The sequence below is a fragment of the Sphingobium sp. RC1 genome (genome assembly GCF_059738765.1).
Map to the genome: position 1 here is coordinate 457,850 of NZ_AP027308.1, position 20,838 is coordinate 478,687.

16 protein-coding genes are annotated in these 20,838 nt (G+C 61.8%); 6 read left to right on the forward strand and 10 right to left on the reverse strand.

Annotated features, from left to right (window positions below; translation table 11 throughout):
• The first annotated feature begins 534 nt into the window (after positions 1 to 534).
• Complete coding sequence (locus AC6JBC_RS16060; protein ID WP_498026476.1) at positions 535 to 1,410, forward strand: OmpA family protein; 876 nt, start codon at positions 535 to 537, stop codon at positions 1,408 to 1,410.
• A 73-nt stretch (positions 1,411 to 1,483) separates the two neighbouring features.
• Here the strand turns inward: AC6JBC_RS16060 and AC6JBC_RS16065 are convergent, their stop codons facing one another.
• From AC6JBC_RS16065 to AC6JBC_RS16080, 4 genes are all read right to left on the reverse strand, one after another.
• Complete coding sequence (locus AC6JBC_RS16065; RefSeq protein WP_498026477.1) at positions 1,484 to 2,095, reverse strand: DUF4142 domain-containing protein; 612 nt, start codon at positions 2,093 to 2,095, stop codon at positions 1,484 to 1,486.
• 133 nt (positions 2,096 to 2,228) lie between these two features.
• Entirely contained in the window at positions 2,229 to 3,110 is an 882-nt protein-coding gene (locus AC6JBC_RS16070; protein WP_498026478.1) for a helix-turn-helix transcriptional regulator, read from the reverse strand.
• Between the two features lie 93 nt (positions 3,111 to 3,203).
• Positions 3,204 to 5,267 carry a pyrroloquinoline quinone-dependent dehydrogenase gene (locus AC6JBC_RS16075; protein WP_498026479.1) on the reverse strand — a complete coding sequence of 688 codons (2,064 nt, stop codon included), beginning with the start codon at positions 5,265 to 5,267 and terminating at the stop codon, positions 3,204 to 3,206.
• A gap of 76 nt (positions 5,268 to 5,343) precedes the next feature.
• Positions 5,344 to 7,473, reverse strand: coding sequence for an oxidoreductase (locus AC6JBC_RS16080; protein WP_498026480.1), 2,130 nt, complete (start codon positions 7,471 to 7,473; stop codon positions 5,344 to 5,346).
• A gap of 183 nt (positions 7,474 to 7,656) precedes the next feature.
• Between AC6JBC_RS16080 and AC6JBC_RS16085 the strand changes: the two genes are divergently transcribed.
• Together AC6JBC_RS16085 and AC6JBC_RS16090 are read left to right on the forward strand one after the other, a co-directional pair.
• Positions 7,657 to 8,352, forward strand: coding sequence for a TetR family transcriptional regulator (locus tag AC6JBC_RS16085; protein WP_498026481.1), 696 nt, complete (start codon positions 7,657 to 7,659; stop codon positions 8,350 to 8,352).
• Positions 8,353 to 8,456: 104 nt separating this feature from the next.
• The gene (locus AC6JBC_RS16090) at positions 8,457 to 9,518 is read left to right on the forward strand and encodes a hypothetical protein (protein WP_498026482.1); all 1,062 of its coding nucleotides are present in this window, start codon (positions 8,457 to 8,459) and stop codon (positions 9,516 to 9,518) included.
• A gap of 22 nt (positions 9,519 to 9,540) precedes the next feature.
• On the opposite strand, the gene AC6JBC_RS16095 is transcribed toward AC6JBC_RS16090, so the two are convergent.
• On the reverse strand, positions 9,541 to 10,437 hold the full coding sequence (locus AC6JBC_RS16095) for a LysR family transcriptional regulator (RefSeq protein ID WP_498026483.1): 897 nt from the start codon (positions 10,435 to 10,437) through the stop codon (positions 9,541 to 9,543).
• Positions 10,438 to 10,541: 104 nt separating this feature from the next.
• On the opposite strand from AC6JBC_RS16095, the gene AC6JBC_RS16100 reads away from it, so the two are divergent.
• The 3 genes from AC6JBC_RS16100 to mmsB all read left to right on the forward strand — a co-directional run bounded on the left by AC6JBC_RS16100 (position 10,542) and on the right by mmsB (position 14,164).
• Positions 10,542 to 12,038 carry a CoA-acylating methylmalonate-semialdehyde dehydrogenase gene (locus AC6JBC_RS16100; RefSeq protein ID WP_498026484.1) on the forward strand — a complete coding sequence of 499 codons (1,497 nt, stop codon included), beginning with the start codon at positions 10,542 to 10,544 and terminating at the stop codon, positions 12,036 to 12,038.
• A gap of 68 nt (positions 12,039 to 12,106) precedes the next feature.
• A complete protein-coding gene (locus tag AC6JBC_RS16105) occupies positions 12,107 to 13,252 on the forward strand; it encodes an acyl-CoA dehydrogenase family protein (protein WP_498026519.1) in 1,146 nt (381 codons plus the stop codon).
• Positions 13,253 to 13,285: 33 nt separating this feature from the next.
• Positions 13,286 to 14,164 (forward strand): 3-hydroxyisobutyrate dehydrogenase, encoded by an 879-nt coding sequence (gene mmsB / locus AC6JBC_RS16110; protein WP_498026485.1) that lies wholly within the window; start codon positions 13,286 to 13,288, stop codon positions 14,162 to 14,164.
• Between the two features lie 636 nt (positions 14,165 to 14,800).
• Here the strand turns inward: mmsB and AC6JBC_RS16115 are convergent.
• The 5 genes from AC6JBC_RS16115 to AC6JBC_RS16135 form a co-directional block, all read right to left on the reverse strand.
• Entirely contained in the window at positions 14,801 to 16,129 is a 1,329-nt protein-coding gene (locus tag AC6JBC_RS16115) for an MFS transporter (RefSeq protein ID WP_498026486.1), read from the reverse strand.
• A 68-nt stretch (positions 16,130 to 16,197) separates the two neighbouring features.
• On the reverse strand, positions 16,198 to 17,202 hold the full coding sequence (locus AC6JBC_RS16120; RefSeq protein WP_498026487.1) for a zinc-binding alcohol dehydrogenase family protein: 1,005 nt from the start codon (positions 17,200 to 17,202) through the stop codon (positions 16,198 to 16,200).
• A 79-nt stretch (positions 17,203 to 17,281) separates the two neighbouring features.
• A complete protein-coding gene (locus AC6JBC_RS16125) occupies positions 17,282 to 18,466 on the reverse strand; it encodes an acetyl-CoA C-acyltransferase (protein WP_498026488.1) in 1,185 nt (394 codons plus the stop codon).
• Positions 18,467 to 18,544: 78 nt separating this feature from the next.
• Positions 18,545 to 18,997, reverse strand: a complete 453-nt coding sequence (locus AC6JBC_RS16130; RefSeq protein ID WP_464789787.1) for a MaoC family dehydratase — start codon at positions 18,995 to 18,997, stop codon at positions 18,545 to 18,547.
• Positions 18,997 to 20,838 (reverse strand): acetyl/propionyl/methylcrotonyl-CoA carboxylase subunit alpha, encoded by a 1,842-nt coding sequence (locus tag AC6JBC_RS16135; RefSeq protein WP_498026489.1) that lies wholly within the window; start codon positions 20,836 to 20,838, stop codon positions 18,997 to 18,999. The genes AC6JBC_RS16130 and AC6JBC_RS16135 overlap by 1 nt, the downstream gene beginning before the upstream one ends.

Genomic DNA, 20,838 nt, shown 5'->3' on the forward strand with positions numbered 1-20,838 from the left:
TTCTATTCCACCCTGCTGATATCGGGCGCGCCGGAGTCGGCAACTATCAGAAAATGGCCCTGACCACTGATCGACGACGAAGGTAAAAGAACAGGCCAGATGAAATCAAGATATTTCAACCATGTAATCCTTCCCCACCAGTATGCGCCAGCGTGCATGAAGATTCTTGGAAACTCCAGTGGCCTTCTAACTGTCCGAGTCACCCGGCTAATCCTGGTGGCGACCACGGCCTGCGGGGAAATTGCTTAATCTTAATTATACGGTTAATAAATTTGGCCAGCCGACATCGGTTCGTCGCATGAAGCAGTCCTACCAACCCCAGCAGCGGAGCGCGACCGGGCGCGTTCATCTCCGCGAAAGGTTGGGCTGAACAGGCAGGACGCCCATGCTGTTCAGGTGCGGCCGAATACCGCGCGTCATGATGAGACTACATGGAGGGGGTTCTGACAGCCGTTACGACATCACAGATGCGGCGGTCGGACGAGAAGCTGCGATCACGCAGGCCCGCCCGATCGAGTTTGAAGGAGTAGCGCAATGACTAACATTTTAAGAAGTCCGAAACTTTTCTTACTGTTGGCGGCCGGAACCGCTTCAGCCGGCTTTGCGCAGGAGGCGCAGCAGGAAGCGCCTGAAGCCAATCTGTCGGCAACCTACAGCGCCCCTGCGCCCGAAGCGGCGCAACTGGCCGAAGGGCCTGAGATCGAAGGCCTCATCTCCGCACGCACGGGCGATAAATTGCAGGTGACCGCTGCCGACGGCACCAACACCGTCGTAACCATCAATGATGCCACCCGGGTAAAGTCCAGCGGCGGCTTCCTTGGCCTCAGCCGCAGCAAGCTTGCCACAGCCTCGCTGCTGAACGGCCTGCCGGTTTCCATCAAGACGCTTCAGTCGGGTGCTGACCTGATCGCCAGTCAAATCGATCTGAAGAGCAAGGACCTGAAGACCGCGTCGATGATCCGCAGCGGCACTGCCCAGGGCTTCGCCGAACAGACCGCCGCGACGGAGGCCTTGCGCAGCCGCGTGGGCGACATCGATAAATATAATGTCAAAAGCACGACCAATGTGAACTTCGACATCGGAAAGGCGGTATTGTCCGAGCAGGCGAAGAGCGACCTGTGCGCCACCGCGTCAGCGGCCGATGGCATGAACAACGCCCTGTTGCTCGTCGTGGGCTATACCGATTCCACCGGGAGCGACGACTTCAATCAGGAACTTAGCGAAAAGCGAGCCAGTCGGGTCGTCAACTATCTCCAGCAGACCTGCGGTTGGAAGCCCTATCGAATGCTGACCCCCACCGGCATGTCTGAAGCAGACCCGCTCAGCAGCAATGACACGGTCGAAGGCAAGGCGCAGAACCGCCGCGTCGCGGTGAATGTGCTCGTCAGCAAAGGCCTCGATGGGCTCTAAAAGGCAGGGGGCGAACAATGGTTCGCCCCTGTTTGCTGATGATGGCGCTCTGGAGAAAGACCGATAGCGGCGATCACCTGTCGGTCTTGCTCTCCAGCGCCCGGGCCATTTTCAGATGCCCCTCTACCACCGGAGCGATCTCGCCCGCTGCTGCCTTCAGCGCGGCGTCCGTGCCGTCGGCCGCGTAGGAACGCATCAGCGCAAGAGCGTCCTCATGTGCATCGACTTGGCCATCGATATATTCCTCGTCAAACGCCGCACCCTTCTTTTGACGCAGTTCGTCCAAATCCTTCTTCTGCCCAGCGGTAAGGTCAGGGTTGAGCATGACGGCAGGCCGTGCCTTGCCCGCCGCCGCCTTGATCTTCGCGGCCGACTCTGAATGGGCCTTGATCATCTGGACGGCGAAGGCCTTTACCTCAGCGGACGTGGCGTTAGCCGATGCCAGCTTGGCAGCCGCAATCTCGAACGCATCGCTTCTGGCTGCAAGATTCACGAAATCCTGCGCATCAGGGGTTGGTTTCAATGCATCAATCGCGTTCTCAGCCGCATTCTCGATCCTGTCGCCAGCATTTTCCGCAACGCCTTTTGCCGAATTCAGAGCGTCGGCGCTGCGCTGTTCACTCGCCTGATTACAGGCCGCCAGCGTCAACCCCGCGGCCAGGATCATCGACGTGATACGCGCCATGTTCATTCTCCCTGAAATTCAGGACGCAAACGCGCCTTCGGTCCAGGCGTTCCGTCTTAAGGCGCGAAGCTGCAAAGCATTGTTGGACCCGTTGCACTGATGGCGCCGATAGGCCGTTCAACAACTGGCGACGTCAGGATGCGATCTGCTGACGATATCTGTTCGGGCTGCTTCCCGCCTCACGCTTGAATGCCGCTGAAAAGGCGCTGGCGTTCGCGAAGCCCAGACGGTGCGCTATACCTTTCAAGGGAAGCGATCGGTCGGCGAGGAGCGTCTTTGCCCTTTCAAGGCGAATGCCATCGACATAGGCGCTGACGGAAGTTCCCGTGCTGGCCTTGAACAGGCGACGCAGATGCGGCGCGCTGATACCGCATTCATCGGCCAATTGGCGGACGGTAATCGACCGTCCTTCGACGGTTTCCACAATATCGCGGATCCGACGAAGCTGCCATGAGGCGAGCTTACCACCCTCGCCAGCGCGCGCATTGGTGTGCGTATCGTCAAGCTGCCGCACCAATTCCACGAGGATCAACCGGCACAAGGAATCCACCTTCACGGCATGGGAAAAGCCGGGCGCGCGAAGCTCATCCGCAAGAAGCTTCAATGCCTGTTGAGAGACATTCCCATTCTCGCAATATAGCAGCTGTTCTACATGGTTGAGCGGCTCTATGCCCGTGGTCTCGCTGAAATATTCCTTCTCAAAATCGCAGAAGATTGCGGGTTTCAGGGGACCGGAATTTTCGACTTCGGCGATCCAGTCGATATCGGCGGGGACAAAGGTGGCCTGCTTCAATTCATGATAGTGGGACTGGGTGGCGTAGCGAAATCGGCCGCGCGGCCTGTAAATGCTCGACGTCCACATGCCGACCTGATGAGTAGGCTCCCGTCCTGCGAGATGCTGTGGGAAACTCCCCCCGTGTGGAAGGTTCAGCCGAACGACGACGCCAGGAATGCGAGACGTGGCAAGACGCTCCTCTGTCCAGGTGACATATTCGTGCACTTCTGCGCTCTCCATCCGCCGCGCCATATGCGTGGCGAGTCTTTGCGCCATCTTATTGGAAGGACGCGGCGGCGGCGACAAGATTGATCGGCCGCCGCCCGCCCGAGCTTATTTTGGCAAAGCGTAGGCGACGAGGGAATCGCCCAGCTTCGTGCCGAGGAATTTGTGCCCGCCTGCGGCAATCACGACATATTGGCGGCCATCCTTCTTCAAGCGGTAGGTCATGGGCGTGGCCTGCCCACCCGCAGGCAGGCGAACGCGCCAGACCACTTTGCCGGACGTAATGTCATAGGCCCGCAGATAATTGTCCGTGGTCGCGCCAAGGAACACCAGTCCCGAAGCCGTGGCGACGCTGCCGCCAAGGTTCGGCACGCCCAGCTTCAGCCATATGGGCGGCGGCGCCTGATCGCGCGTGGTGCCAAGCGGCACGTTCCACAGCGTCTTGCCAGCCTTCAGTTCGATCGCGGTCAGGCGTCCCCAAGGCGGCCGGTTGCACGGCGCGCCGAAGGGAGACAGCATGGGCTTCATCTGTAGGCCGTAGGGCGCGCCCTTGGTCGGCAGGATAGCTTCCCCGGCGGCGGTGCGGGACGCAATATCGGCCTGCGGGATCAGCTTCATGATCGCGCCCACCTGCGTCGTGTTGGCGATCAGGATGCCCCGCTGTGGATCGACGGTTACGCCACCCCAGTTGGACGCGCCCTCAAAGCTTGGCCATTGCAGCCAGCCTTTTGTCGAGGGCGGCGTGAAGACGCCCTTGTAGTTCACGGATCGGAACAGCTCCCGGCACTTATATTTGTCATAGGGGGTAAAGCCCCACATATCTTCTTCGCGTAGGTCCGGATCGCGGATGATGAACGCCGGATTGGCGGGGAATGGCTGGGTCGGCGACAGCTTTTCGCCCGGCACCTTGCCCTCCTGCGGTACGGGGCGTTCGACCACGGGGAAGATCGGCTTGCCGGTGCGCCGGTCGAGGATGAAGATATGCCCGACCTTCGTGGTCTGCGCGAGCGCCGGGACAGACCCATTCGCCGTGGGCAGGTCGAACAACACCGGCTGCGCGGGAATGTCATAATCCCACACGTCGTTATGAACCGTCTGGAACCGCCACTTGACCTGACCGGTCGTCCCATCGAGCGCGACTACCGAACTTGCATAATAGTCGAGGCCCGCCCGGTTGGCGGCATAATGGTCGGGCGGCGCGTTGCCTATCGGCACATAGACAAGGTTGAGCTTGAGATCGACCGCCATCGGCGCCCAGCTATTGGGCGTGCGCCGGACGAATTGCTCGCCCTTCGGCGCATCCTGAGCATCGCTCATCCCCGGCGGCAGGCCGTTCCAGGACCAGAGCGGCTTGCCCGAATGAATATCGAAAGCCCGGATGGCCCCGGCGGGCATGTCCACCCGCATATTGTCGGTGAGCCGTCCGTTCACGACGATGGCATTGCCGATCACGACGGGCGGTGAAGAGATGGACAAGTCGCCCCGCTCGATCTTGCCCAGCCCCGGCTTCAGATCGACCACGGCGTTACGCCCGAAGGAGCGGCACTCGCGGCCCGTGGCGGAATCGAGCGCCACCAGCCGCCCGTCCAGCGTCCCGGCGAAAATCCGTCCCGCGCATTCAGCGCCCGGTGGCACGCTTTCGTCACGCGCATAGGTGACGCCACGGCAGTTCAGCAAATAGGTGCTGAAATTGTCCGAGCTTGGCTGCTTTGCCCAAATTTCCTTGCCGGTTTCCGGGTCCACCGCCGCGATCCGGCCATTGCCAGAGCAGAGATAGAGCCGGTTTTCCGCAATGATCGGCGTCGCCTGAAATGTCGGGGAAAGCGGCTCCGGCGCCGTGACCATGCCGATATGATAGGTCCATGCAGGCTTCAGCGCCCAGACATTGTCAGGCGTGATCTGCGTCAGCGGCGAGTAGCGCGTCCCGCCTGCGTCACCGCCATAATAGCTCCAGCCCGCCGTCGGCCCGGAATAATCGATCGCTGGCTTGGCCCGGAACAGGTTGGCGCTATAGGCCCAATATCCCCCGCCTAGGACGGCAATGGCGCCAGCACCGATCAGAACTGCACGGCGCCAGCCACGACTGCCTCTTTTCCCCCGCGTCCCATTGCCGCCGCCCAACGAGGCAGGCTCCGCATCCTGAAAGGAAAGGCGTGTATCAGTCCGGTTCATATGGCCTCGATCATGGATATTTGCGGACCACAGCGCACATTCCCCCGCTGGTTCCGTGTGAATATGGGCCAGGCATTCACCCGGCTATTGCGTCAACCGCCTGCGCAGCACCGCGCATCGCGCCTTCGATATAGCCAATCCCCTTGGCATCGCCGACGACGTGAACGGTAAGGCCCTGCTCCCGCAATTGATCGGCGAGCGTCAGGTCACCCGTCGCGCCCTTGGCAACGATCACATGGTCGGCGGCGGCGGCCTGCTCCGCTCCTCCATTGTCCATGAAGCGAACCGCGTTTGGTTCGATCCGGACGGCGCTGGCCCCCGGATGAAGCTGAACGCCATGTTCCTTCAGTTCCGCAAGCAACCGCATCCGGCGGACGATCGTCAGACCGGCGCCCAATCGCGGCGCGTCGTCCACCACTACCACCTGGCGTCCACGTTCGTTCAGGAACTCCGCCAGCTCCAGGCCGACCAGTTCGCCCCCAATGATGACGATCCGCTTGCCGAGCGGCATCCATTGGTGCGTCGCCTTGCGCAGGAAATCGAGATTGGCGGTCATCCCCGTCATGGAACCGATCTTGGTCGCGGCCCGCGTCAGCAACCCTGTCTTGCGCTTCAATTCATCGGAACTTTGACCCAGCACCATCCGCCGCATGTCGTCGCCGGAGAAGACATGCGGCAAGTCATTCCCTGCAATGTCCGGCATGCCGCGCACCGCACCCGTGGCAACGACAACCGCATCAGGCTGAAGCGTTTTCAAAAGCTCCGGCGTCGCCCGCGTGCGCAGCCGAACATCGACCTTTGACGAAGCGATCTGCCGTTGCAGCCACTCGAGCAGCCGTTCATTCGCCGGATAGGCCAATGCCGCAAAGCGCAACGTTCCGCCCAGCAATTCGCCTTGTTCGAGCAGGATGACCTGATGCCCCAGTGCGTCCAGCCTGCGCGCCGCTTCCATCCCGCCCGGCCCGCCGCCAATGACGACGACGCGCTTGCCACCAGAAGATGGCGCGTCTGAACGCAGATATTCAAAGCCCGTCTCGGGATTGACCGCGCAACGCAGCGGATCGCACACATAGATGGCGCTGATGCAGGTATAGCAATAGATGCAAGGCAGGACATCGGCGGCCCTGCCTTCGGTCAGCTTGCGCGGCAGGTGCGGATCAGCCAGCAACTTGCGGCCCATGGAGACAAAGTCGATCTGCCGGTTCGCAATCGCCTTATCGCCAACCTCAGGCTCGATCCGGCCGGACGCGATGACCGGAATGCTGATCGCAGCCTTGATCTGCGCGGCATAGGGAAGGTTCACCGCCGGTTCGTGCGGCGTGTGCGATCCTGAATGGAGCTTACCCTGCGCCGTGTCGTGATAGGCCGTCACCGTAATCGCGTCGGCGCCCGCCGCTTCGGCCATGCGCGCGACCTGCGCGGCGTCCTCGATCGTCAGCCCGCCCTTCTTCCCCACCTCGCGCGAGTCCAGCTTGCACCAGACGGGGAAATTCGGCCCCACGGCCTGCCGCACCGCCTGAATGACCTCCACCAGGATGCGAACCCGGTTCTGCAACGGCCCGCCATAGGCGTCCATCCGCCGGTTCGATTTGGGCGAGATGAAGGAGGACAGAAGATATCCGTGCCCGCCATGGATCTCGACGCCATCGAACCCGGCGCGCTTCGCCCGGTCCGCCGCAGCGGCGAACTGGCCGACGACCGTCTGGATGTCTTCAAGCGTCATTTCCTTGAAGCTGACGCCCTGAATCTTGCTGAACGGCGCGACGGCGAGTTCTTCAACGAGGAACGCCTCTGTAAAGTCGCCTTCCGGCGCCTCGGGCAGCGATGGACACCAGACCGGCCGACCGCCCAGCATGTCCTCCATCGCGACAAGGCCGCCATGATGGATTTGCGGAGCGATCTTGGCCCCATGTTCGTGGACCGCCTCCACGAGCGCGGTCAGTCCCGGCAGAAAACGATCATCGGAAATCGCGATCTGGTTGACCTGATTGCCGCCCACCGGCCAGGCCACGCCCGCGACGCCGGTGATGATCAGGCCAACCCCGCCCTTTGCCTGCTCCTCATGATAGCGAATGATCCGCTCCCCGCAGTGGCCATCGGCTTCGGCAAGGCTCGCGCCCATGGCCGTCACGGCGATGCGGTTGCGCAATTCCATGCCGCCGATCCGGCCGGGGGAAAGAAGATGTCGATAAGAATTCGAGGCCATTGAAGTCGTCGCCCGTAGCATGAAAACGCCCGCGTGCCGACGCCTACCCCAAGCGCAGGCAGGTCATCAGTCCCATTTCATGTCGGGAAGCGCGCATAATTATGCCGATCGATCATCCTTCATCGGCCGCCTTTACATGGCATCGGATCGACGCCTGATATTTCCACCGCTATGGCTCAGGCCATGAGCAGCGAAAATCCTGAATCTTGCCCGACCGAGGTGGAGGGGCCGTCCCCCGCTCCTCGCGCTGTGGGGCGACCGCGCCGCTTGACCTTGGCCCAGATCCTGGACGCAGCGATCGAGATGGGCCTCGACGGCTTGAGGATCGCAGCGCTCGCCGATCGGCTCGGCGTCCGCCCGGCGGTGCTGTACACCTATGTCACGGGCCGCAAGGAATTGGTGCGGCTTGCAGCGCAGCGCGCTTCGGGAGCCGCCACCTTCCCGGAGGATGAGGGTCAATCCTGGCGCGAATATGCCACCCAATATGCCGAAGCGCTGCACAAGCTGGTGGAGGAAGGGCAGCTCGTATCCACCCTCGTCAGCGGCAATCTGGGACCAGCGGTCGAGATCGACAGTTCGGAACAATGGCTGCAAGTCATGCTGGCACGCGGGTTCGACCTGCCAGACGCGTTGGACCTGCTGCGTTCCATCGACCTGATCGTGCTTGGGGGTGCATTCCTCTCTTCCTACGCCCGTGCGGTTGCAGGCGGCGAAGCGGAATATCGCGAAGCCGTGCGCACGTCAGTGGGGCAGCGTTCGGCGGAAGACGTGCCGATCATTGCCGCCCATCCTGACGGCTATGCTGACACCGCCCTCCCTCGCTGGCGCGCTACGTTGGCACTGGTCTTAGACGGACTGGCCGCCCGGCGCGGCGAATAGTCGAACATATTTTCGGAAATTATTGCCAGCGAAGCGGTGATGGGATATTCCCGCCTTCAGACCCCTGCCGTTCGCGCGGGAGAATCGCTTGCTGGAGAGAGCCTATGCCCGCCGATGTTGCTTCCACTTTCCTGCCCGTCGCGCCGCCCAAGATCGTCGACAATCTTTATACCAAAGACCAACATCAGCGGGTTCTGGACGTCGTCCGCCGGGAAGGTCCTTGGTCGCTGATCCTGGCGCAATATTTCGCCTCGCCGGAGGAAGTGATCGCGACCTCCACCGGCTCCATTCCGGAAGGTTTCACGCCGACCTGGGACATGTTCATGAACCCGGTGTTCCGGGGCTACCTCGCCGACAATGGCGTCAATCGCTATCCGGAACTGGACGATTGCTTCTATAACAAGAAGTTCCTCGACATGGCGCGCGGCTATTGGAACACGCCCTATGTCGAATGTGACCAGTTGATGTTCAACATTCAGGGTCCAAGCTCGGCGGGCGGATCGCCGCATGTCGACGGCACGCACTTTCGCGGCCTGTACGAGGTCAACTGCCCGATCTGGCTGCTCAACATCATGGCCAAGTCTGGGCTGTTCAGGCGCTGGCAGGCGAAGAAGGCGCAGGTCATCGCCTGGTATTATCAGGGTGCGATCGGCGGCGGCTTCCACTATTGGCCGAACGGGCCGCAAAATGACCCCGTCTCATTGGAGGCTCCCATGTGGGGACGCGGCGTCGTCGTAGAAAATGAAATGATGTTCCACACCGCGCAGGGCTGCGGCCCGGTGGATCAGCGGAAACCGGCGGGCCTCGCGATCAACTCGACCATGTCGGCCGATCCCGATGTCGCTGGTGGCTGGCGCATCATGACCGGTGACGATGTGGTGGCCAAGATTCCGCAGCAGGAATTCCGCCTGCTTCTCCACTGGAATGCGCAGGTTTACACCGACCTCAACGACCTGCGGATTTCGCGCGACCATAGCGACGACATCACGACCGACATGGCGTTCGAGATATTCGTGAAGGACCTCCGCGGGCGCGGCGAAATCTTCGAAATGCCGAGCGATCCGCTGCACGACACCAATTTCATTCGCCTGCTGACCCGTGTCTATGATGTGGGAACGCCCAAGGGTGTGCCGCAGGACCCGGTCGAGCCACGTCTGGTCGCCTGACTTGCCAAACTTCGCGGGCGCTTCAACCGATGGAAGCGCCCCCGCCTAGCAGCTCTTCCGATCTTTCCCGCAGCATATCGGACACTGCCAGGATGCGGGCGAGCTTCGTCATTTCCGGATGCGTCACCAGCCAGAAGGATCGCGCAATCTCCACCTCTTCCGGGAAAAGCCGCACCAGCTTCTCATCATCGGCAACGATGAAGTCCGGCAGCACGCCGATCCCCGCTCCATCCAGTATCAGCTGGCGCTGCATCCCGATGCTGCTCGACCGGAGCGACGCTTCCAATCCCGCATAGACCTCGTCCAGATAATCGAGTTCCGGCGAATAGAGAAATTCGGGGACATAGCCGATCAGCACATGCTCATGCAGCCGCTCGCGCGACATTGGAGCACCCCGCGCCGCGAGATAGCCGGGCGACGCATATAGGTGCAGCTTGTAATCAGCCAGCTTTCGCACCGCCAAATGCCCCCGCTGCGGCCGCGCCAGCATCACGGCCATGTCCGCCTCCCGCTTGGAAGGGTTGAGAAATCCCGACGCGGTGATCACATCCAGCCGTATTCCCGGATGCCGGGCGTGAAATTCGGGGATTGCAGGGGCCAATATCCACCGGCCAAAACCCTCGGCGACCGACACGCGCACCTGACCGTTCAGGCTGTGCCTCTCCCCCTTCACATCGACGATCGCGGACATCGCTGCGCTTTCGATGCTTTCGGCATGGCGGAGCAAGGCGGCGCCATGTTCCGTAAGCGCCCTCTCCGCGCCAGTCTGTTCGAACAGTTGCGCATCGAGCGCCTGTGACAATCGCCCCAAGCGCCGGGAAATCGTCGTCGCATCAATGCCGAGCGCCCGCGCCGCCGGAGCCACCTTCTTCAGCCGCGCAACCGTCAGGAATATGCGCAAATCATCCCAATCGAACATCACACGCCATCCATGCAAAAATGCAGATCAACTCTGCAACAAAGGGAAATTGAATGCATTATCGCCTTTCGGCATGATAAGGCAAATCTCATCGAGAGGATGCCATGCGCGAAATTTCCCACAAGCTCGCCTTTGCTCATGACAGCGAAGCGCCGCGCTACAGTGATGTGTTCAATCCCAATGACGGGCAAGTTCAGGCCCGTGTGGCGCTTGGCGACCGTGCCCTGCTCGACCGCGCGGTAGAGGCGGCGAAGGCGGCACAGCCCGCCTGGGCGGCAGTCAATCCGCAGCGGCGCGCCCGCGTCATGTTCAACTTCAAGACGCTGGTCGAGAAGAATATGGACGAGCTGGCGCATCTGCTTTCGTCCGAACATGGCAAGGTGATCGCGGATTCCCGCGGCGATATCCAGCGCGGGCTGGAAGTCATCGAATTTTGCTGCGGCATCCCCCATGCGCTGAAGGGCGAATATACGCAGGGCGCAGGTCCGGGCATCGACGTCTATTCCATGCGCCAGCCGATCGGCATCGGCGCGGGTATCACACCCTTCAACTTCCCCGCGATGATCCCGCTGTGGATGTCGGGGGTCGCCATCGCGACAGGCAATGCCTTCATCATGAAGCCTTCCGAGCGCGATCCGTCCGTCCCCGTGCGCCTTGCGGAACTCTTCCTTGAAGCCGGTCTGCCCGAAGGCATTCTACAGGTCGTGCAGGGTGACAAGGAGATGGTCGATGCCATCCTCGATCATCCGGACATCGGCGCGATCAGCTTTGTCGGCTCATCGGACATCGCCCATTATGTCTACAAGCGTGGCGTCGACAACGGCAAGCGCGTCCAGGCGATGGGCGGCGCGAAGAACCATGGCATCGTCATGCCGGACGCCGATCTCGACCAGGTCGTCAACGATCTGTCCGGTGCGGCCTTCGGTTCGGCTGGCGAACGCTGCATGGCGCTGCCGGTCGTCGTGCCGGTGGGCGAGAAGACCGCCCTTGCCCTTCGCGAGAAGCTGATCCCCGCCATTCAAGCGCTGCGCGTCGGCATTTCGACCGATCCCGAAGCCCATTATGGCCCGGTGATCAACGCCGCGCACAAGGCTAAGATCGAAAACTATATCCAGATGGGTATCGATGAAGGCGCCGAGCTGGTGGTCGATGGCCGCGGCTTTACCCTGCAGGGGCATGAGCAGGGCTTCTTCGTCGGCCCGACGCTGTTCGATCAGGTCAAGCCCAGCATGCGGACCTATCAGGAAGAGATTTTCGGTCCCGTGCTGCAAATGGTGCGCGCCGAAAGCTTCGAGGACGCGCTCGCCCTCCCCAGCCAGCATCAATATGGCAATGGCGTCGCGATCTTCACCCGCAACGGCCATGCCGCGCGGGAATTCGCCGCGCGGGTGAATGTAGGTATGGTTGGTATCAACGTGCCGATCCCGGTGCCGGTCGCCTACCACACGTTCGGCGGCTGGAAGCGTTCCGCCTTTGGCGACACCAACCAGCATGGCATGGAAGGCATCAAATTCTGGACGAAGGTGAAGACCATCACCCAGCGCTGGCCCGATGGCGGCGCGTCTGGCGACAGCGCCTTCGTCATCCCCACCATGGGGTGACAGCCGCGAAGGGAGAGCGCATGCTCTCCCTCACACGCCAGCGGCACGCCATCGCCGCAACAGGATGCATGATGACCCAGTTCGACCTTACCGACGACCAACGCCAGATCCAGGACATGGCGCGGCGCTTCACCGCCGACGCGATCACGCCGCACGCAGCCGAGTGGGATGAGAAGCACATCTTCCCGCGCGACACGATCCGCGCGGCGGCTGATCTGGGCTTCGGCGGGATCTATGTGTCGGAAGAGTCCGGCGGCATCGGCCTGGGGCGGCTGGAATCCGCGCTCATCATGGAAGCCATGGCCTATGGCTGTCCATCGACCAGCGCGTTCATATCGATCCACAATATGGCCGCCTGGATGATCGACCGCTTCGGCGCGCAGCCGGTCAAGGACAAATATCTGCCCTCAATGGTGCCGATGGAACGGATGGGCAGCTATTGCCTGACCGAGGCCGGATCGGGATCAGACGCCGCCGCGCTCAAGACACGCGCCGTGAAGGACGGCAGCGACTATCTCGTCACTGGATCAAAGCAGTTCATTTCCGGCGGCGGCGAGAACGACATCTATGTCACCATGGTCCGGACAGGCGAAGACGGTGCCAAGGGCATCAGCTGCCTCGTAATCGAAAAGGACATGCCCGGCGTCAGCTTCGGCGCGCAGGAACGCAAGCTCGGCTGGCATTCACAACCCACCGCGCAGGTCAATTTCGACAATGTCCGCGTGCCCGCGGAAAATCTTCTGGGGGCGGAAGGCGAAGGCTTTCGCATCGCGATGATGGGCCTTGATGGCGGACGGCTCAACATCGGCGCCTGCTCGCTGGGCGGGGCGCAGCGCTGCCTGGACGAGGCCATCGCCTATACCAAGGACCGCAAGCAGTTCGGGCAGGCCATCGCCGATTTCCAGAACACGCAATTCACCCTGGCCGACATGGAGACGGAGCTTCAGGCGGCGCGCGCGCTGCTCTACATGGCGGCGGTCAAGGTGACGGAGAACGCGCCGGACAAGACCCGCTTCGCCGCCATGGCAAAGCGGCTCGCCACCGACGCCGGGTCCACCATCGCCGACCGCGCGCTGCAATTGCATGGTGGCTACGGCTATCTGATGGACTATCCGGTCGAACGCTTCTGGCGCGACCTGCGCGTGCATTCGATCCTGGAGGGCACGAACCAGGTGATGCGCATGATCGTTGCGCGCGACCTGCTGCGCCCATGAAGGCGGCCAGACAATCAACAGAAGGAAGTCGGCATGACTGAGACTATCGCCTTCATCGGCTTGGGCAACATGGGTGGCGGAATGGCCGCCAATCTCGTCAAGAACGGCTTTGCCGTGCGCGCCTTCGACCTTTCCGACGCGGCCCTCGCCAAAGCCGAGTCGGCAGGCGCGACCCGCGCCAGTAGCGCGGCCGAAGCCGTCGCGGGGGCTGACGCAGTGGTCACGATGCTACCAGCCGGCAAGCATGTCGAAGCTGTCTATAATGACGAGGTTTTCGGCACTGCAAAGGCAGGGGCGCTGTTCCTCGACTGTTCGACCATCGACGTGGCGACCGCTCGCCGGGTCATCGCCGCGGCCAAGGCAAAGGGTTTCCTGATGGCCGACGCGCCGGTCTCCGGAGGGATCGCCGCTGCAAATGGGGGATCGCTAACCTTCATGGTGGGCGGCGACGATGAAGCCTTCGCCAAGGCAAAGCCCATCCTGTCCGCCATGGGCAAGGCCGTGATCCACGCCGGTAGTGACGGTAACGGCCAGGCCGCCAAGATCTGCAACAACATGCTGCTCGGCGCGACCATGGTGGCGACATGCGAAGCCTTTGCCATGGCGGAGAAGATCGGGCTGGATGCCCAGACCTTCTACGACATTTCCAGCGTCTCGTCGGGGCAAAGCTGGTCGATGACAAGCTACTGCCCGGTGCCCGGCGTTGGTCCGCAATCGCCCGCAGACAACGGTTATAGTGGCGGCTTTGCCGTTGCCCTGATGCTGAAGGACCTGAAGCTCGCGCTGGAGGCGGCTGCATCCGTCAACGCCAGCGTACCCATGGGCGCGCAGGCGGAAAGCCTTTATCAGTTGCTGGCCAACAAGGGCGAAACTGGTCAGGATTTCTCCTCGATCATCAAATTCCTATCCTGATCAGCAGATAAGCTGCGCAGCCGCCAAGCCCAGTAGCCGTCCCGATGCCAATGCAACTGAACGCCTCGCCTTCCGTTAACAAGGAAGGTCGTAAAAAAGATGAGGCAAATCAATGCGGATGGAAAGCGCGACGGGCTGGTCGGCAACCTATAGCTACTCTCCACTATATAGGGAGGATGAGCCCAATCATTGTCCCGGATGTGACAGGCAACATTGGATTATAGGGCGAATGACTGCCGAATGCGTTTTCTGCGGATCGGCCATGCCCCTTGAAAACTTCAGCACCTATAGCGCGTCGCCACGGATCGAGTGCCGCAATCACTTGGCGGACGAACTACCTGAATATCTGCGGCCCGTCGCCTGAACCGTGCCACGGGCCTCCAATTCACCCGTATGATCTGAAGCGCAAAAAGCCCCACCTCCGGAAAAGAAGGCAGGGCAGTTTGGGTCGCACTGCAGGATAACCTGCTCTCAGCTAACCAGCTTTGCAGGGCTACGGTTCCGGCTGCGAACCGTCCGCAAAACTTGCGCATAGTTCCACACTTTTGAATTGTCCCGAAAGCTCGGGCGTTTCACGCAAGGTATAACCAATGCTATAATCAGAAATATCATGTCGCTCGCTGAACTTTCCTGCGCTCAGCCGCGTGCCACCGCCTCATTGGTCGCGGCATAGCTGCGCAATCCGGACCATGCTGCAAGGGCGGCGATTAGCGACGCACATAGGCCGACGGTCGCCAGCGCGGGGCCGATCTGACCGTTGCCGTCGAACAGGCCGTTGTCGATCAAGGGCACGATCGCTGTGCCCAGCGACAAACCGACTAGACTATTGGCAAGAAGGAACAGCGCTGCTCCCGTCGCGCGCATGCTGGGCGGCGTCGCCAGTTGGATCGCAGCCAGCGAGCAACCGAAATAGCCGTTGAAGCAGAAGGTCAGCACTGAAAAGAGCAACAGCAGCAGCGTTGAGGAAGGCATGACCGGCGCAAGCGTCGCCGGAATAACGCACAAAAAGGCGAGGATCATCGTCATCCTCAAATTGGCGTCTCTCACCCCTTTCAGCGAAAGCCTCTCCGCCGCGAAACCGCCCGCCAATGACCCCAAACTCCCGAGCAGCAGGTAGATCAATCCCAGGCGGAGCGAAGCCTGCCCGGGCGTCATGTCAAAGGTACGGATGAGCAATGTCGGATACCATGCCGACAGTCCATAACCCATGATCCCCAGCAACGTGGAATTGACATAGATCGCCGCGAATGTCCGCCAATGCGCACGCAGGTGAGAGAGCGCCGCGCCAAACGGCATGCCCGCCTTCACCCACCCTGCGCGGCGTGCCGGTTCACGGGCCACAAAAACCAACGCCGTCACCAACAGGCCGGGCAAAGATACCAGCAGGAATGCCGCCCGCCAGGTAGGCATCGGCCCGATGCCGGGCAGCACCAGCGCACCCTGCGCCGCGACCATATCGACAACCGCGCCCCCGACCAGCAGCGCCAGCCCGCCGCCAATGGTGATGCCCAGATTATAGATTGCCATCGCCCGGGAAAGCTGTGCTGGCGGATAGGCATCACTCAGCCAGCTGTGAGCCGATGGGGATAGCGATGCCTCTCCCAAACCGACGCCCATGCGCGCGACGAACAGATGTGCATAGCTCCCCGCGAAGCCACAAAGTGCGGTGCAGGCGCTCCAGAACAGAACGCCCACGGCGATGATCCGGCGGCGGCCGATCCGATCGGCCAGCATTCCGATGGGAATGCCGACCACTGCATAGAGCAGTGCAAAGGCTAATCCCTGAAGCAACCCGACCTGCAAATCGCTGAGGCCCAGATCCTGTTTGATCGGCTCGACCATCAGGCTCAATATCTGCCGGTCGACGAAGGAAAGGATGTAAGCGACGAGAAATATGCCGAGCGCGACATGGCCTTGCCTCAGGCTGGCCCTGCCGCCCGCGACGGCAGAATGTTCATGGCTCAATTCCTCATCCCCTCGTCCCATGCATTTATTTTCTGTTTGACCGCCCCCCGATGCCGAGGGAGCTCTTTCTAAACCCGCAGAACGATCTTCCCGATAGACGCGCCCTTTTCGACCAGCTCATGCGCGGCCTTAAGGGTGGCGGCGCTCATCGGCCCTAGGTCGTGCGTCATCGTTCCCTGCAAAACCCCTTCATCCACCAGCCGCGCAATCTCCGACAATATGCGATGCTGCTCGATCATGTCCGGGGTTTCATAGATGGAACGCGTGAAAACGCCCTCCCACGCGACCGTGATCGACTTTTGCCGGAGGGCCACTATGTCGAAGCTTTTTACGTCGTCGATAACCGCCAGGCTTCCTTGAGGCGCGATGATGCGGGCATAGGCTGGTAGATGCTGTTCGCTCGCAGCCAGACTTGCCACGAAGTTGACGGCCTTGACGCCGATCCCGGCAAGCCCCTCATTCAACGGCTTGCGGTGGTCGATCACATCATGCGCGCCCATCTGCTTCACCCAGGCGATGGTTTCCGGGCGCGAAGCGGTAGCGATCACGCGCAGCTTGGTCAGCTGCCGCGCGAATTGCACCAGCATCGAACCAACGCCGCCAGCACCGTTGACGATCAGTATCGTCTGCCCTTCGCCTCCGCCCTGTGACACACGCAAACGATCGAACAGCAGCTCCCATGCCGTAAGCCCGGTCAGCGGGAGCGCAGCCGCCTGCGCGAAATCGAAGGAACACGGCTTTGGCCCGACAATCCGTTCATCGACGACATGCAGTTCCGAATTGGTCCCCGACCGCTTGATTGTGCCAGCATAGAAGACTTCGTCACCCGGCGCGAAAAGCGTGACGTCAGAGCCGATGGCTTCCACCACTCCCGCCGCGTCATAGCCCAGAACCATCGGCTCCTCAGCGGGCTTGGCGCCGCCGCGCACTTTCGTATCGACCGGATTTACGGACACAGCACGCACGCGAACGAGCAGATCGCGAGGGCCGGGCGACGGATCGACGACCTCGATGTCGATGAGCGAGTCCTCCCGCTCCAGCGGGCCGCCTTGCCTGAATCCCACCGCCTTCATCCAGCGCCTGCCTCTTGAAAGTTGATCTCAGGGCGAGAGGCTTATTGTTGCTACACGGAAAAGGGAAGGCGCCAATGCGTCAGGCGAGCTCAAACGCCATCGCTGTTGCTTCGCCACCGCCGATGCACAGGCTCGCCACGCCGCGCTTGAGACCGCGTTCCTCCAGCGCACCCAGCAACGTAGCGATAATCCGCGCGCCCGAAGCCCCGATCGGATGCCCCAGCGCAGTCGCTCCCCCGTTCACGTTCAACTTGTCGGCGGGGATGCCAAGATCCTTGGCCGCAATCATCGCAACAACGGCGAAGGCTTCGTTCACCTCAAACAGATCGACGTCAGCCACGGACCAGCCAGCCTTGTCCAGCAGCTTGCGCATCGCCGGAACGGGCGCGGTGGTAAAGCGCGCCGGTTCATGGGCGTGCGCGGCGCTGGCCACTACCGTGGCTATTATCGGCAAGCCCATACGCTCCGCTACACTGCGCCGCGTCATCACTAGTGCGGCGGCCCCGTCGGAGATAGACGAACTGTTCGCCGCCGTGATGGTGCCATCGGGGACGAAAGCGGGCTTTAGCGAGGGGATCTTGTCCGGACGGGCCTTACCCGGCTGCTCGTCGGTATCCACCAACGTATCGCCGCCACGCCCGGGCACCGTCACCCCCGCAATCTCACGCCGGAAAGCACCGCTCGCGATTGCCGCCTGCGCCCGTTCCAACGATCGGACCGCATAGCCGTCCTGCTCCGCGCGCGTGAACTGATAATCACGCACCGCCTCCTCGGCAAAGACACCCATCGCCTTGCCGGGCTGATAGGCATCCTCCAGCCCGTCCATCATCATCGTGTCGATGATCCGGTCATGACCGATGCGGGCGCCGGACCGGTGCTTGGGCAGCGCATAGGGCGCGTTCGTCATGCTTTCCATGCCACCCGCGATGATCAGGTCGGCCGCGCCTGCCTGCAAGGCTTCCTGCGCCATGATGGCAGCCTGCATGCCCGAACCGCACATCTTGTTGACGGTGGTCGCCTCCGTATCGAGGCCAAGGCCCGCGCCCAACGCCGCCTGCCGCGCGGGCGCCTGCCCCAACCCCGCTGGCAGGACGCAGCCCATGTAGATGCGGTCGATCGCGTCCATAGGCACACCCGCGCGCTCCACCGCCGCCTTGACCGCAGCCGCGCCGAGATCGGTCGCCTTCAAAGGCGAGAAGATACCCTGAAATCCACCCATCGGCGTGCGGGCATAACCAGCGATGACAACAGGATCATTCTGCATGATAATTTCCTTCAAAGGCCAGCCAGGGTTGGCGCGGCGGCACACTGCCGATAAAATTATATAGGTGCGCGCCTATGATCATGCACCGCCGCCCTTGATCAACGTCATGCGCAAACACTGACATACCAGCTCGTCCCGCTGGTTCAGCAGCCGGTGCGAAAAGGTGACGACGCCCGAACCCGGCCGGGATTTGCTCGGCCGTAACTCCATGACTTCGGTCTCGGCGCGCAACGTGTCGCCCAGGAATACGGGCTTGGGCATGACGAGCTTGTCATAGCCCAGATTGGCGATCAGCGTCCCCAGCGTCGTGTCGCCCACGGACAGGCCAATCATCAATGCAAAGGTGAAGGTGCCGTTGACCAGTATCTGGCCAAATTCGCTCGCCTTGGCCGCTTCGACATCCAGATGCAGCGGCTGCGGATTATGCGTCATCGTCGAAAAAAGCAGGTTATCGGTTTCCGTAACCGTCCGCCGGATTTCGTGAACAATGGTCTGCCCCACTTCCCATTGTTCGAAAAACTTCCCCGCCATCAACCTGCCTCCGCTTTTGCTATTTTGACGAGCAGCGTACCTTCACTCACCTGCCCACCTTCAACGCCGTGCAGTTCGACGACTTCCCCATCGAACGGCGCGACAAGGCCATGTTCCATCTTCATGGCCTCCAACGTCAACAGCTTCTGCCCCTTCGTCACCCTGTCGCCCGCCGCGACGGACACGGAAATGATCCGCCCGGGCATCGGCGAGAGGATCGCGCCATCGGACGCCTCACCGCCTCCCAGCCCCGCAGCTCGCCAGGGCGTCAGCTGCCAGCTTTGGCCGCTTTCCGTGACGATCACAGTGCGTCCAGCCTTGGCCCCGATCGAAACCCCCAGCTCAACTTTCACCGGCGCTCCATCCAGCAGGAACCAGCCGTCGCGCCGCACCTCCGCATTCAGGCGAAATCCCGCCATCGGTCCCGGCGCCGCGATTCTGGACACCGCATCCTCCAGAGCTGCCGTTGAAGGCGAAGCCGCTGGCAACAGCGCCTCCCCCTCACGCCCGATCAGCCCGGTATCTAACCGGCCGTCAGCGAAATCCGGATGTCGGAGCGCCTTAGCCAGAAAGCCTGCATTGGTCTTGAGCGGCCATATGACCGTTTCCTCCAGCGTCTGCGACAGGCGTAGCCGGGCCGCATCGCGATCTGGACCCCAGGCGATCAGCTTTGCGATCATCGGATCGTAGAAGGACGATATCTCCGCCCCCCGCTCCACCCCGGTATCGACACGATAACATGGTCCGACGTCGAAGCGGTCGAGCCTGCCGATCGAAGGCAAGAAACCCTTCGCAGGGTCCTCAGCATAAAGGCGCGCTTCCATCGCCCAACCACTGATCGACAGTTCATCCTGCGCCTTGGGCAAAGGCTCGCCCGATGCCACCCGCAACTGCCATTCGACCAGATCCTGCCCGGTGATTTCCTCCGTCACCGGATGCTCGACCTGAAGGCGCGTGTTCATTTCCATGAACCAGATGCGATCGGCCCGCAGTCCTTCAGACCCATCGGCGATGAACTCGATCGTCCCCGCGCCGAAATAATCGACCGCCTTGGCCGCGCGCACGGCCGCCTGGCAAATCGCCTCGCGCGTCTGATCGTCCATGCCAGGGGCGGGCGCTTCCTCGATCACCTTCTGGTGCCGCCGCTGCAGCGAGCAGTCGCGTTCGAACAGGTGGACGACATTGCCCTGCCTGTCGCCGAACACCTGCACTTCGATATGGCGCGGGTTCGTCACCCATTTTTCCAGCAGCACCTGATCATTGCCGAACGATGACGCCGCCTCGCGCTGGCAGGACAGCAAAGCGTCGTCGAACTCTGCCGCTGCATCGACCTTGCGCATCCCTTTGCCGCCGCCGCCCGCGACCGCCTTGATCAGCACCGGATAGCCGATCGCGTCAGCCTCCGCCTTCAACCGCGCCGGGCTCTGATCCTCACCCAGATAGCCGGGCGTCGTCGGCACGCCGGCATCCTGCATCAGCTTCTTGGCCGCGTCCTTCAGCCCCATGGCCGTAATGCTGGCGGGATCAGGTCCAACCCATATCAGCCCCGCATCGATCACCGCCTGCGCGAACCCGGCATTTTCGGACAGAAAGCCATAGCCGGGGTGAACAGCCTGCGCCTCCATCCGCTGTGCCGCCTCTATGATGCGGTCCCCCAACAGATAGCTTTCGCGTACCGGAGACGCGCCGATATAAACCGCCTCGTCGGCGGAACGCACATGCAGTGCATCAGCGTCGGCATCCGAATAAACGGCGATGGTGCGAATGCCCATCCGCCGAGCGGTGCGGATGATCCGGCAGGCGATTTCGCCACGATTGGCGATGAGAAGAGACTGGATCAT